The sequence below is a fragment of the Kutzneria sp. CA-103260 genome (assembly GCF_018263855.1).
GTDB lineage: Bacteria > Actinomycetota > Actinomycetes > Mycobacteriales > Pseudonocardiaceae > Kutzneria.
Map to the genome: position 1 here is coordinate 10,210,390 of NZ_CP073318.1, position 13,893 is coordinate 10,224,282.

Here is a 13,893-nt window from a genome sequence, read left to right on the forward strand (position 1 = left end):
CTGGCGTTCAACGCCAGGAATGCCCCCTTCCAAACGAAGCGGCGACTACGGAGCGGGGTGGGGCGTCAGAGACCGGGGTCGCGGACGGCGCCGGTGGCGGCGGAGGTGGTGAGCTTGGCGTAGGCGCGCAGGGCCAGGGTCACCGGGCGCTGGCGGTCGCGCGGCTGCCACGGTCGCTCGCTGGACTCCATCTTGGCCCGGCGCTCGGCCAACACCGCCTCGTCGACCAGCAGCTCCAGCTTGCGCTCGTGCACGTCGATCAGGATCTGGTCGCCGTTCTCGACCAGCCCGATCATGCCGCCGTGGGCGGCCTCCGGCGAGACGTGCCCGACGGAGATGCCCGAGGAGCCGCCGGAGAACCGGCCGTCGGTGATCAGCGCGCACTTCTTGCCGAGGCCCGAGCCCTTGAGGAACGCGGTGGGGTGCAGCATCTCCTGCATGCCGGGGCCGCCGGCCGGGCCCTCGTAGCGGACCACGATGACCTCGCCGGGCTGGATCTCCTTGTTGAGGATGACCGAGACGGCCTCCTCCTGGCTCTCCACCACCCGCGCCGGCCCCTGGAAGCGCCACAGCTCTTCCTCGATGCCGGCGGACTTGATCACCGCGCCGTCCACGGACAGGTTGCCGCGCAGCACCGCGAGGCCACCGTCCTTTGTGTACGCGTGCGCGACGTCGCGGATGCAGCCACCCTCGGCGTCGGTGTCCAGCGAGGACCACCGCGCGTCGGTCGAGAACGCCTGCGTGGTGCGGACTCCGCCTGGCGCGGCGTGGAACAGCTCGGTGGCCTCGGCCGACGGCGACTCGGCGCGAACGTCCCAAGTGGACAGCCACTGCGCCAGCGAGGGGCTGTGCACCGTGTGCACGTCCTCGTTGAGCAGTCCGCCCCGCCAGAGTTCGCCCAGCAGCGCGGGAATGCCGCCGGCCCGGTGCACGTCCTCCATGTGGTAGTCGGAGTTCGGCGCCACCTTGGACAGGCAGGGCACGCGGCGGCCGATCGCGTCGATGTCGGCCAGCGTGAAGTCGATCTCGCCCTCGTTGGCGGCGGCGAGGATGTGCAGCACGGTGTTGGTGGAGCCGCCCATGGCCATGTCCAGGGCCATCGCGTTCTCGAACGCCTTGCGGTTGGCGATGGAGCGCGGCAGCGCTGACTCGTCGTCCTGCTCGTACCAGCGCCTGCACAGCTCGACGACCGTGGTGCCGGCCTTCTCGAACAGCGACCGCCGGGCCGCGTGCGTGGCCAGCGTGGAGCCGTTGCCGGGCAGCGACAGGCCCAGCGCTTCGGTGAGGCAGTTCATCGAGTTGGCGGTGAACATGCCCGAGCACGAGCCGCAGGTGGGGCAGGCCGAGCGCTCGACGACGGCCAGCCCGTCGGCGTCCACGGCCTGGTTGGCCGACGCCGAGATGGCGGTGATCAGGTCGGTCGGGGCCTGGGCCACGCCGCCGACCACCACCGCCTTGCCGGCCTCCATCGGGCCGCCGGAGACGAAGACCACCGGGATGTTCAGCCGCAGCGCGGCGTTGAGCATGCCGGGGGTGATCTTGTCGCAGTTGGAGATGCACACCAGCGCGTCGGCCTGGTGTGCGTTGACCATGTACTCCACCGAGTCGGCGATGATCTCGCGGGAGGGCAGCGAGTAGAGCATGCCGCCGTGGCCCATCGCGATGCCGTCGTCGACGGCGATGGTGTGGAACTCCCGGGGCACACCGCCGGCCGCGCGCACGCCCTCGGCCACGATGTCGCCGAGGTCGCGCAGGTGCACATGGCCCGGCACGAACTGGGTGTAGGAGTTGGCGATCGCCACGATCGGCTTGCCGAAGTCGCTGTCGGTCATGCCGGTGGCCCGCCAGAGCGCGCGGGCGCCCGCGGCGTTGCGTCCGTGGGTCGTGGTGCGGGAGCGCAGCTGGGGCACTGCTCCTCCAAAAACGAATTGGCCTTGCGGAAAAGTTGACGTGGACCGGGTCGCGGCTCGCGAACCAGGTTACTCCGCGTCCTCGGCGGCGGCGTTCGGATCGGACAGCCGCCCGCCCGAGACCGCCGCCAGCATCGGCAGATGCCGGGTGCGCACGCCGGGCAGCGGGGCCAGCTCGTCGTCGGCCAGCACCGCGTTCACCCAGCCGCGACGGGGAAGCTTGAGCGAGCGGACCTCGGCCCACGACAGGGTGCGCGCACCGAACAGGCTGCGGGTGCGCAACTGCTCGCCGTCCACGACCGTCCTGGTGCGCACGATCCACACCGCGAGCAGGATCGGAACCAGGTACAGCACGGCGAACGCCGGCCCGGCGGTGGTCACCACCGGCGTCTCGCAGATGGCGAGCAGACCCACCGGGAGCAGCCCGATGGTCGGCACCCGGAATATCACCCGTTGGACTGAGGGATTGGCGGACTCGGTCAACGAGATCTCCCTCGCTACGCTCGGCAGGTCTCGCCGACCGAGACCTCGCAGGGTTTGATGGCTGAGGTCGCAAGCTCCCTCAGCGCAGGATCCTCGCACCTGGGTTTTTCGTTCCACCATCCGGGAGCGTTTTCCCGCAGAGTTGACGCTGCGCCCGAACCGGCAGTACCGTCCGAAGTATGCTGCGCAACACCGGCCTCGTACTTCCGAGGCGCGCCGACGCCTAGGGCCACCGAGTCCGCGTCGGCGCGCGACCCTCGTTCGACCACGTTTTCCCGTGGTTGGCCGGGGGTTTTTTCATGCTTGTGGCTTTTGTTGGACCACCTACTTTCCGCAGGACCACCGACCCCGAGGCAGCCCCGATGACCAGCGCACCCTCGCGACAAGCCCCGGTCCCCGGCGCGACACCCCCGCGCCCCGGCCCGCCCCCGAAACCGGCGCCGCCCGGCGGCGCCCCGGTCCGCGTGACCGGCTCCGCCTCGCTCGTCCGCTCGCTCGAGGCCGTCGGTTGCGAGGTCGTGTTCGGCATTCCCGGCGGCACGATCATGCCGGCCTACGACGCGCTGCTCGACTCCACGTCCCTGCGTCACGTGCTGGTCCGCCACGAGCAGGGTGCGGGCCACGCGGCCACCGGCTACGCGCAGGCCACCGGCAAGGTCGGCGTGTGCATGGCCACCTCCGGCCCGGGCGCGACCAACCTGGTCACCCCGCTGGCCGACGCCTACATGGACTCGGTTCCGGTGGTCGCCATCACCGGCCAGCAGAGCCGGGCGCTGATCGGCACCGACGCGTTCCAGGAAGCCGACATCTGCGGCATCACCATGCCGATCACCAAGCACAACGTCCTGGTGACCGACCCGGCGGAGATCCCGCGGGCGATCGCCGAGGCGTTCCACATCGCCAGCACCGGCCGACCCGGCCCGGTCCTGGTCGACATCCCCAAGGACGTGCTGCAGGAGACCACCTCCTTCTCCTGGCCGCCGGAGATGCGCCTGCCGGGCTACCGCCCGACCACGCGCCCGCACGGCAAGCAGGTCCGCGAGGCGGCGAAGCTGATCACCGCCGCGCACCGGCCGGTGCTCTACGTCGGCGGCGGCATCATCAAGTCCGGGGCCACCGCCGAGCTGCGCGAGCTGGCCGAGCTGACCGGGATTCCCGTCGTGACCACGCTGATGGCCCGCGGCGCGTTCCCCGACTCGCACCCGCAGCACCTGGGCATGCCCGGCATGCACGGCACGGTCGCCGCGGTCGCCGCCATGCAGAAGGCCGACCTGCTGATCGCCCTGGGCACCCGCTTCGACGACCGGGTCACCGGCCAGCTCAGCTCGTTCGCGCCGGACGCCCAGGTCGTGCACGCTGACATCGACCCGGCCGAGATCTCCAAGAACCGCCGCGCGGACGTGCCGATCGTGGGCGACTGCAAGGAGATCCTCGGCGACCTGATCGCCGCGGTGAAGGCCGAGCGGGAGCACACCTCGACCGCCGACCTCACGTCCTGGGTCACCGACACCCGCGGCTGGCAGGAGACCTACCCGCTGGGCTACGACTGGCCGTCCGACGGCTCGCTGTCGCCGCAGTTCGTGATCGAGCGGATCGGCCAGATCGCCGGCCCGGACGCCATCTACACCGCCGGCGTCGGGCAGCACCAGATGTGGGCCGCGCAGTTCATCAAGTACGAGAAGCCGGCCACCTGGATCAACTCCGGCGGTCTGGGCACGATGGGCTTCGCGGTGCCGGCGGCCATGGGCGCGAAGTTCGGCGCGCCGGACAAGGTCGTCTGGGCCATCGACGGCGACGGCTGCTTCCAGATGACCAACCAGGAGCTGGCCACCTGCGCCATCGAGGGCGCGCCGATCAAGGTCGCCGTGATCAACAACGGCAACCTGGGCATGGTCCGGCAGTGGCAGACGCTGTTCTACGCCGAGCGCTACTCGCACACCGACCTGGGCACCCACAAGCACCGCATCCCCGACTTCAAGATGCTGGCCGAGGCGCTGGGCTGCGCCGGCCTGCGTTGCGAGAGCCGGGAGGACGTGGACGCCACCATCCAGCAGGCGATGGAGATCAACGACCGCCCGGTCGTGATCGACTTCGTGGTCGGCAAGGACGCGCAGGTGTGGCCGATGGTGGCCGCCGGCACCGGCAACGACGAGATCATGGCCGCGCGCGGCATCCGCCCGCTGTTCGACGAGGACGTCTAATGAGCGAGCTTGCGAGCGAATCATTCAACACAGCGACGAACGTCAGCGCCGCACCGAGCGCTAGCGAGGGGCGGGGATGACCATGACCAAGCACACTCTCAGCGTCCTGGTCGAGAACAAGCCCGGTGTCCTCGCCCGCGTCGCCGGTCTGTTCTCCCGGCGTGGCTTCAACATCGAGTCGCTCGCGGTCGGCCCGACCGAGCACCCGGACATCTCCCGCATGACCATCGTCGTCGGCGTCGACGAGCTGCCGCTGGAGCAGGTCACCAAGCAGCTGAACAAGCTGATCAACGTCATCAAGATCGTCGAGTTGGAGCCGACCACGGCCGTGCAGCGGGAGCTGCTGCTGGTCAAGGTCCGCGCCGACGCCACCGTGCGCAGCCAGGTGCTGGAGACGGTGCAGCTGTTCCGGGCCAAGGTGGTCGACGTCTCGCCCGAGGCGCTGACCATCGAGGCAACCGGGACGGGCGACAAGCTCGACGCGCTGCTGCGGATGTTGGAGCCCTACGGTCTGCGTGAGATGGTGCAGTCCGGCATGGTCGCCATCGGACGCGGCGCCCGGTCCATCACCGCCACTGCGGCCCGCTGAGTTCAGCCAAAAAATCAGCACTGTTCGGAAGGAACCTGAGGAAAGTCATGACTGTCGAGATCTTCTACGACGACGACGCCGACCTCGGCATCATCCAGGGCCGCAAGGTGGCCGTCATCGGCTACGGCAGCCAGGGCCACGCCCACGCGCTGAGCCTGCGCGACTCCGGTGTGGACGTGCGCATCGGCCTGCCGGAGGGCTCGAAGTCGCGGGCGAAGGCCGAGGAGGAGGGCCTGCGGGTGCTCACCCCGGCCGAGGCCGCCGCCGAAGCCGACCTGATCATGATCCTGGCTCCGGACACCAAGCAGCGCAAGATCTACGCCGACGACATCGCGCCGAACCTGAAGGACGGCGACGCGATCTTCTTCGGGCACGGCTTCAACATCCGCTACGGCCTGATCACCCCGCCGTCCAACGTGGACGTCGCGATGGTCGCGCCGAAGGGCCCGGGCCACCTGGTGCGCCGCCAGTTCGTGGACGGCAAGGGCGTGCCCTGCCTGATCGCGGTGGAGCAGGACGCCACCGGCGGCGCGCAGGCGCTGGCCCTGTCCTACGCCAAGGGCATCGGCGGCGCGCGGGCCGGCGTCATCAAGACGACGTTCACCGAGGAGACCGAGACCGACCTGTTCGGCGAGCAGGCCGTGCTCTGCGGCGGCGCCTCCGCGCTGGTGCAGACCGGGTTCGAGGTGCTCACCGAGGCCGGCTACGCCCCGGAGATCGCCTACTTCGAGGTGCTGCACGAGCTCAAGCTGATCGTCGACCTGATGTACGAGGGCGGCATCGCGAAGATGCGCTACTCGATCTCCGACACCGCCGAGTACGGCGACCTGACCCGCGGCCCGCGCGTGGTCACGCCGGCGGTCAAGGAGGAGATGCGCAAGATCCTGGGCGAGATCCAGGACGGCACCTTCGCGCGCGAGTGGGTGGGCGAGGACGAGGCCGGCCGCCCGAACTTCACCAAGCTGCAGAACGAGGGCGCGGCGCACCCGATCGAGGAGGTCGGCAAGAAGCTGCGCGGCCTGATGTCCTGGGTGGACCGTCCGATCACCGAGACGGCCTGATCTTCCTGGTTGCCGGAAGCGGCCGCGGGGCGTCTTGCCCCGCGGCCGTTTCGCTTGTCCGGGGCGGAATCCATCCGGATGGCCCAGGGATCCGCCCCGAGCGGCCCAGTCCGGGGCGGCCGCTCGGGTGTCGCGGGGCCGTGATCCCGGCCGTGACCTGGACTTGATGCCCCGCAAGGGTGTGCCCGGCATCACCTGCGTTGCCGTGCGTCGTCCGGTCACCGAACCCTTGCGCCCGAAGGCCCGCGCAGCGCGCTGGGCAACATCAAGCCGCGGCACATCATGGCCGTCCGGGACGCCGCGCTGGCCTGCCGGCGCGACCTGCCCGTGCAGCTGAGCACCGACATCGAGTGCCATCCGTCCGGTGTGGACGGTCGGGTCGAGGTGAACGATCCTTGCCGGCACAAGGAGTTCGGCTACGCCGGCGACCGGCGAACTGACCGGGACACCATCGCCCAGATGGTCGACACCAACGCCGCCGACGTCTCGTCCGACGGGCTGCCCCGAGCAGGGCGGCTACCGCTGGCTACCCGGCCGCATACGGGGGCCGACGACCACGGTTCGCTGACCCCGGTTCGCCTCACTGGCAAGGAGCGTCCGCACGATCGGGGCCGGCTGGCCGTTGATCCCGCCGGCGTTACTGCGGCTGTGCGCCCGGATCGGACGCGTGCACGCCGTCCGGAGTATGCCGTTACTCTGCCGGCATGAGCGACGAGGCTGCGCCGATCTACGACGACAAGGCCAACGTCCGGGGCAGCCTGGACCTGTCCGCCGCGCGCTGGCAGCGGGGCGAGGGCGACGGCGCTGCCGGTGGCGATGACGGTGGGACAGAGCACGTCGAGGTGGCGTTCGTGCCGCACAGTGACGGCGTGACCTATGTGGCGATGCGCAATTCGGCCCAGCCGACGGGCCCGGTCCTGGTGTTCACTCCCGCGGAGTGGGACGCCTTCGTCAAGGGGGCCAGGGACGGCGAGTTCGACGAACCCTGGTAGTTCCAGGCGAACCCTGGTAGTTACACCAGGGTTAACATTCGCGCATCCAACTAGACGGCCAACTCGTAGGATGCGACGAGGGTCCAGCACAGCGTCGTGCCGGTGGGCCGTCCTCAGACTGTCGCGCGCCGAAACCTGGAGCTGTGTCGTGACCAATGCCAGTCGTCCCGTCGTCCTGATCGCCGAGAAGCTCGCGCCCTCCGTCATCGAGGTGTTCGGGGACGAGGTGGAGATACGCCACGTCGACGGCACCGACCGCCCGGCGCTGCTGTCCGCAGTCGCCGACGCGGACGCGCTGCTGGTCCGCTCGGCCACGCAGGTGAACGCCGAGGTGTTCGAGGCCACCAGCAAGCTCAAGGTGGTCGCCCGCGCCGGTGTCGGCCTGGACAACGTCGAGGTGCCGGCGGCCACCAAGCACGGCGTGCTCGTGGTCAACGCGCCCACCTCCAACATCACCTCGGCCGCCGAGCACGCGGTCGGCCTGCTGCTGGCGGTCGCCCGCCGTATCCCCGAGGCCTCGGCCAGCCTGCGCGGCGGCGCCTGGAAGCGCAGCTCGTACTCGGGCGTGGAGCTGTCCGGCAAGACCGTCGGCGTGGTCGGCCTCGGCAAGATCGGCCAGCTGTTCGCGGCCCGCCTGGCCGCCTTCGGCACTGAGCTGATCGCCTACGACCCGTACGTCGCCCCGGCCCGTGCCGCCCAACTCGGCATCGAGTTGGTGAGCCTGGACGAGCTGCTGGAGCGGGCCGACGCCATCTCCATCCACCTGCCCAAGACCCCGGAGACCAAGGGCCTGATCGGCAAGGAGCAGCTGGCGCGGGCCAAGAAGGGCGTCATCATCGTCAACGCCGCCCGCGGCGGCCTGGTCGACGAGACGGCGCTGGCCGAGTCCATTCGCGACGGTCACGTCGGCGGCGCCGGCATCGACGTCTTCGAGACCGAGCCGACCACCGCCTCGCCGCTGTTCGAGCTGCCCAACGTGGTCGTCACCCCGCACCTGGGCGCGTCCACCGCCGAGGCCCAGGACCGGGCCGGCACCGACGTGGCCCGCTCGGTGCGGCTGGCCCTGCGCGGCGACTTCGTGCCGGACGCGGTGAACGTGGCCAGCGGCGGCGTCGTCAACGACGAGGTCCGCCCGTACCTGCCGCTGGTGCAGAAGCTGGGCGTGGTGCTGTCGGCGCTGGCCGGCAAGGCCCCGGCCTCGGTGACCGTGACCGTCCGCGGCGAACTGTCCAACGAGGACGTCTCGGTGCTGCCGCTGGCCGCGCTGCGCGGCGTGTTCTCCGGCATCGTCGAGGAGCAGGTCACGTTCGTGAACGCGCCGGCCCTGGCCGAGACGTTGGGCGTGAGCGTGAACCTGGTCAAGGAGCCGGAGAGCGCCAACCACCGCAGCCTGGTCACCGTGAGCGCCGCCCTGCCCGACGGGACCGCGCTGCGGGTGTCCGGCACGCTGTCCGGCCTGGACGCCGTGGAGAAGCTCGTCGAGGTCAACGGGCGCGGCTTCGACCTGCGGGCCGCCGGCGAGCTGGTGCTGCTGGAGTACCAGGACCGGCCGGGCGTCATGGGCACCGTCGGCACCCTGCTCGGCGAGGCCGGCGTGAACATCGAGGCGGCCCAGATCTCGCAGACCAAGGACGGCTCCGACGCCGTCATGCTGCTGCGCGCCGACCGCGCGGTGAACGCCGGCGTGCTGGAGCCGATCGGCGCCGCCGTGGGCGCGCACACCGTGCGGTCCATCTCGCTGATCTGACCGTTTTGGGCGGAAGGGGTCCTTCCTGGCGTTCGACGTCGGGAAGGACCCCTTCACCGCAAGTTGGGGCCGGTCAGGGGGCCCGTGTCACCCGTATGGGTGGCGATTGCGCCATCCGGGTGTCCCGCACTTCGGGAGAGATCACCCCAGAAGCGTGTTCGGACTCCGATTAGTAGGGGAAGTACGGGTAGCCTCACGCGAGAGATGGATGGTCCCGTGATGGGACCGAACTCCGGGAGGTGTGTGGATGCGGCTCGCGGTGATCCCAGGTGACGGGATCGGGCCCGAGGTAGTGGCCGAGGCGCTGAAGGTGCTCGGCGAGGTGGTTCCGACGGCGGAGATCACCCGGTACGACCTTGGTGCGGCGCGGTGGCACGCCACCGGGGAGCTGCTGCCGGAGTCAGTGCTCGGCGAGCTGCGCCAGCACGACGCGATCCTGCTCGGCGCGGTCGGCGACCCGTCGGTGCCCAGCGGGATCCTGGAGCGGGGGCTGCTGCTGCGGCTCCGGTTCGAACTCGACCACCATGTGAACCTGAGGCCGGCTCGGCTGTACCCGGGCGTGCGCAGCCCGATCGCCGACCCGCCCGACATCGACATGGTCGTGGTGCGCGAGGGCACCGAGGGCCTGTACGCCGGCAACGGCGGCCTGCTGCGCAAGGACACCCCGCACGAGATCGCCACCGAGGTCAGCATCAACACCTCGTTCGGCGTCGACCGGGTCGTCCGCGACGCCTTCGACCGCGCCGCGGCGCGGCCCCGCAAGCACCTGACCCTCGTGCACAAGACCAACGTGCTCACCCACGCCGGCTCGCTGTGGTCCCGGGTCGTGGAGGAGGTGTCGCTGCTGCACCCCGACGTGACCGTCAACTACCAGCACGTCGACTCCGCCACCATCCACATGGTCACCGACCCGGGCCGGTTCGACGTGATCGTCACCGACAACCTGTTCGGCGACATCCTCACCGACCTGGCCGCCGCCGTCACCGGTGGCATCGGCCTGGCCGCCAGCGGCAACCTCGACGTGACCCGCCGCAACCCCAGCATGTTCGAGCCCGTGCACGGCTCCGCCCCCGACATCGCCGGCCAGGGCATCGCCGACCCCACCGCCGCCGTGCTGTCGGTGGCCCTGATGCTCGACCACCTCGGCGAGCACGAGGCCGCCCGGCGCATCGAGGCCTCCGTCGCCTTCGACCTCGCCACCCGCGACCACGCCTCGCCCGGTGCCACCTACGCCATCGGCGACCGCCTCGCGGCCCTGGTCTCCTCCAACACCCGCACCACCGCCTGACCCACGCTCCATCCCGTGTGCCCCTGGCTCCCTCCGAGCCGGGGGCACACTGCTTTCCGGCGAGTCCCGCTCTCAGGCACACGAAATACAGGTGTCCGGCGGCGTTGTCCGCCCGGAACTCCACATTCGCTTGCCTCAGAGCGGGACTCGCGGGGTCACGAGCCGCCGGTGATGATGTGGTGGAGGTCGTCGGCGGCTTCGGGGGCGTAGGCGGCGTCGTCGCAGACGACGTGGGGGACGGTGTAGGCGGCGGTGGCGTCGGTGGAGATGACGCCGGCCAGGAAGCCGCTGTCCACAAGGGACGGGAGGGGACGGCTGTCGGGCACGACGACGACGGCGTAGCCCCAGTGCTCCAGTTGCGGCCGGGTGGCGGGCACGGTGGTGGCGACCAGTGGCCGGTGGTGCCGGGTGGGGTTGTGCCGTCCGGCGTGGTAGCTGCGGGCCATTCCGGTGATGGCGGCGGCGGCGTTGTCCAGGATGCGTTCGGACACCTGGTCGATGCCGTCGATGTCGACGACGGAGTGCATGGTGGTGAGGTCGGTGACGCCACCGTGGGTGTTGTGGTCCCGGGCGGTGACCAGGAGCTTGGGCACACCGATGGGCAGTGCCCGTAAGGCGGCGAAGGCGGGGGAGCCGCCGGTGGGCCCGCCGACGGCCAGCACGCCGTGCAACCGGCCCTGTTCGTGCAGCTTGACGAGGACGTCGGCGGCCGAGGCGCCGTCCAGGGCGACCGGCTCGCAGCCCCCGACGCGGACGCGGTCCATCAGCCAGGCGTACTCGGCTCCCTCGGCGTTGGGCGCGCCCAGCAGGACAACAGTGACCACGCAGCCTTCTCCCTTCGACGAAGGCGGCTACGACAAGGCTGCTACCAATCGCGAAATTGGACCAGTCCAATCTTGGTCAGGTGGACCGGTCATGGGCTGACTCGGTGAAAATTCCCGACTGGTGGGAACTTTCGTCCGAGCCTTGGTCGGACGGGGGCAGGTGTGGCACCATGCCGGTGTGGCTCTCCACACCGTGATCATCATTTCGTAGCGCGCCGGGACAGTGCCCCTCGAGGCACCCGGCGCGCAGACCTCTTGCTTCCGCAGGGGGTCTTTTTGCTTTTCTGGGCCACGTCACCTTCTGGCAAGGAGTAGACCGTTGAGCAGGACCACCCCGGCCGGCACGCCGCTCGGCGACGGCTTCCACGTCTTCGACACCACCCTGCGGGACGGCGCCCAGCGCGAGGGCATCACCTATTCGGTCACGGACAAGCTCGCGGTCGCCCGCCTGCTGGACGGCCTCGGTGTCGGCTTCATCGAGGGCGGCTGGCCCGGCGCCCTGCCCAAGGACACGGAGTTCTTCGCCCGCGCGGCCGCCGGCGAGCTGGAGCTCAAGCACGCGGTGCTGGTGGCGTTCGGCTCGACCCGCAAGGCCGGCGTGAAAGTCGAGGACGACGCGCAGGTGCAGGCCCTGCTGGACTCACAGGCCCCGGTGGTCACCCTGGTGGCCAAGTCCGACCGCCGGCACATCGAGCGGGCGCTGCGCACCGACGTCGACGAGAACTGCGCCATGGTCGCGGACACCGTCCGGTACCTGGTGGCCAACGGCCGCCGCGTGTTCCTCGACGCGGAGCACTTCTTCGACGGCTACGCCTACGACCCGGAGTGCTCGCTGCGTGTGCTGCGGGCGGCCGGCGAGGCCGGGGCCGACGTGGTGGTGCTGTGCGACACCAACGGCGGCCAGCTCCCGGTCGGGCTCGGGCAGACAGTCACCGAGGTGATGGCCCGCACCGGGCTGCGGGTCGGCATCCACTGCCAGGACGACACGTCCTGCGCGGTGGCCAACACCATCGCCGCGGTGCAGGCCGGCGCGACCCACGTGCAGTGCACCGCCAACGGCTACGGCGAGCGGGCCGGCAACGCCGACCTGTTCGCCGTCCTCGGGAACCTCGTGACCAAGCTCGGGATGCCGGTGATACCCGCCGAATCCGTCGCCGAGCTGACCCGTGTGTCCCATGCCCTCGCCGAGATCGCGAACATCGCCCCCGAGACCCACCAGGCCTATGTCGGGGCTTCGGCCTTCGCCCACAAGGCGGGGCTGCACGCGAGCGCGATCAAGGTGGATCCGGATCTGTACAACCACATCGATCCGGCCACCGTCGGCAACGGCATGCGGGTCCTGGTCACCGAGATGGCCGGCCGGGCGAGTCTGGAGCTCAAGGGACGAGAGCTCGGGCTCGACCTGGCCGGTCGGCCGGACGCGGTGGGCAACGCGGTGCGCAAGGTCAAGGACCTGGAGGCCAGGGGCTGGTCCTTCGAGGCCGCCGACGCCTCGCTGGAGCTGTTGCTGCGCAACGAGCTGTCCGAAGTGGACGAGCCGCCGTTCGTCCTGGAGTCCTACCGGGTGCTGCTGGATCACCGGCAGGACGGCGTGATCGTGTCCGAGGCCACCGTCAAGGTGCACGTCGGCGGCGAGCGGGTCATCGCCACCGCCGAGGGCACCGGGCCGGTGCACGCCCTGGACGCCGCGCTGCGGCAGGCACTGCGGCCCCATCTGTCCTGGATGGACAGTGTGGAGCTGGCCGACTACAAGGTGCGCATCCTGACCGATCACCCGGGCACCGACGCCACCACCCGGGTGCTGGTGGAGTCCACCGACGGCGAGCACGAGTGGACCACGGTCGGCGTGCACGACAACATCGTCGAGGCCAGCTGGCTGGCCCTGTGCGACGCCCTGGCTCACAAGGCGATGCGGGTGAAGGCCCTGGCTTGAGCAGTCCAGGGCAGGAGAGTGTGAGGCATCGGCCCCAACGGGCCGAGCCCGGCGTGGCCCGCGCGGCATAAGCTCTGCACCATGCGTTTCGCTCGGATCTCACATTCTGAAGGGGCGTCCTTCGTCGCCATCGGCGGCGAGCCGGACAGCCTGATCGCTGCGGAACTGTCGACCTCGGTGTTCGAGGACCCGAAGTTCACCGGGCGGACCTGGCCGCTGGCCTCGGTCCAGCTGCTGGCCCCGATCCGCCCGTCCAAGGTGGTGTGCATCGGCAAGAACTACGCCGACCACGCCCGGGAGATGGGCGGGGAGCCGCCGGCCGACCCGGTCATCTTCATGAAGCCGTCGACGTCGGTGATCGGGCCGGACGCGACCATCGAGGTGCCCAGGGACCTGGGGCGGGTGGACTTCGAGGGCGAGCTGGCGGTGGTCATCGGCGGCCTGCCGGTGCGCCGGCTCAAGGCGGAGAACGCGGGCTCGGCCATCCTGGGCTACACCATCGCCAACGATGTCACGGCCCGCGAGCAGCAGAAGGCCGACGGCCAGTGGACGCGGGGCAAGGGGCACGACACGTTCTGCCCGCTCGGCCCGTGGATCGAGACCAACCTGGACCCGTCGAACCTGGAGCTGCGCACCGAGCTGGACGGCGAGCTCAAGCAGGACGGCAACACCAGCGACCTGCTGCACGGCGTCGGCGAGATCCTGGAGTGGATCACGGCCGGCATGACCCTGCTGCCGGGCGACGTGGTGCTGACCGGCACCCCGGCCGGCGTGGGCCCGATGACCGACGGGCAGACCGTCTCGGTGTCCATCGAGGGGATCGGCACACTCACCAACAAGGTCGCCGGCATCTAGTCGCGTTGGC

12 protein-coding genes are annotated in these 13,893 nt (G+C 70.4%); 9 read left to right on the top strand and 3 right to left on the bottom strand.

The window, feature by feature from the left end; translation table 11 throughout:
• Positions 1-65 precede the first annotated feature (65 nt).
• Together ilvD and JJ691_RS45850 are read right to left on the bottom strand one after the other, a co-directional pair.
• Positions 66-1,910, bottom strand: a complete 1,845-nt coding sequence (ilvD, locus tag JJ691_RS45845) for a dihydroxy-acid dehydratase (RefSeq protein ID WP_211765653.1) — start codon at positions 1,908-1,910, stop codon at positions 66-68.
• Positions 1,911-1,979: 69 nt separating this feature from the next.
• A complete protein-coding gene (locus JJ691_RS45850) occupies positions 1,980-2,393 on the bottom strand; it encodes a PH domain-containing protein (protein ID WP_211765654.1) in 414 nt (137 codons plus the stop codon).
• A gap of 362 nt (positions 2,394-2,755) precedes the next feature.
• On the opposite strand from JJ691_RS45850, the gene JJ691_RS45855 reads away from it, so the two are divergent.
• From JJ691_RS45855 to JJ691_RS45885, 7 genes are all read left to right on the top strand, one after another.
• Positions 2,756-4,594: an acetolactate synthase large subunit gene (locus JJ691_RS45855; RefSeq protein WP_211765655.1), complete on the top strand. Its 1,839-nt coding sequence runs from the start codon at positions 2,756-2,758 to the stop codon at positions 4,592-4,594.
• An 82-nt stretch (positions 4,595-4,676) separates the two neighbouring features.
• On the top strand, positions 4,677-5,183 hold the full coding sequence (gene ilvN / locus JJ691_RS45860) for an acetolactate synthase small subunit (RefSeq protein WP_211765656.1): 507 nt from the start codon (positions 4,677-4,679) through the stop codon (positions 5,181-5,183).
• A 47-nt stretch (positions 5,184-5,230) separates the two neighbouring features.
• Positions 5,231-6,244 carry a ketol-acid reductoisomerase gene (gene ilvC / locus JJ691_RS45865; protein WP_211765657.1) on the top strand — a complete coding sequence of 338 codons (1,014 nt, stop codon included), beginning with the start codon at positions 5,231-5,233 and terminating at the stop codon, positions 6,242-6,244.
• 282 nt (positions 6,245-6,526) lie between these two features.
• Complete coding sequence (locus JJ691_RS45870) at positions 6,527-6,952, top strand: hypothetical protein (protein WP_211765658.1); 426 nt, start codon at positions 6,527-6,529, stop codon at positions 6,950-6,952.
• Positions 6,949-7,236: a DUF397 domain-containing protein gene (locus JJ691_RS45875; RefSeq protein ID WP_211765659.1), complete on the top strand. Its 288-nt coding sequence runs from the start codon at positions 6,949-6,951 to the stop codon at positions 7,234-7,236. Before JJ691_RS45870 ends, JJ691_RS45875 begins: the two co-directional genes overlap by 4 nt.
• 148 nt (positions 7,237-7,384) lie before the next feature.
• Positions 7,385-8,983, top strand: a complete 1,599-nt coding sequence (gene serA / locus JJ691_RS45880; protein ID WP_211765660.1) for a phosphoglycerate dehydrogenase — start codon at positions 7,385-7,387, stop codon at positions 8,981-8,983.
• A gap of 247 nt (positions 8,984-9,230) precedes the next feature.
• Positions 9,231-10,271 (top strand): 3-isopropylmalate dehydrogenase, encoded by a 1,041-nt coding sequence (locus tag JJ691_RS45885; protein ID WP_211765661.1) that lies wholly within the window; start codon positions 9,231-9,233, stop codon positions 10,269-10,271.
• Between the two features lie 155 nt (positions 10,272-10,426).
• Here JJ691_RS45885 and JJ691_RS45890 read toward each other — a convergent pair whose 3' ends face one another.
• Complete coding sequence (locus JJ691_RS45890) at positions 10,427-11,095, bottom strand: Tm-1-like ATP-binding domain-containing protein (RefSeq protein ID WP_211765662.1); 669 nt, start codon at positions 11,093-11,095, stop codon at positions 10,427-10,429.
• 319 nt (positions 11,096-11,414) lie between these two features.
• Between JJ691_RS45890 and cimA the strand changes: the two genes are divergently transcribed.
• Complete coding sequence (gene cimA / locus JJ691_RS45895) at positions 11,415-13,028, top strand: citramalate synthase (protein ID WP_211765663.1); 1,614 nt, start codon at positions 11,415-11,417, stop codon at positions 13,026-13,028.
• 81 nt (positions 13,029-13,109) lie between these two features.
• Positions 13,110-13,883 carry a fumarylacetoacetate hydrolase family protein gene (locus JJ691_RS45900; RefSeq protein ID WP_211765664.1) on the top strand — a complete coding sequence of 258 codons (774 nt, stop codon included), beginning with the start codon at positions 13,110-13,112 and terminating at the stop codon, positions 13,881-13,883.
• Positions 13,884-13,893 lie beyond the last annotated feature (10 nt).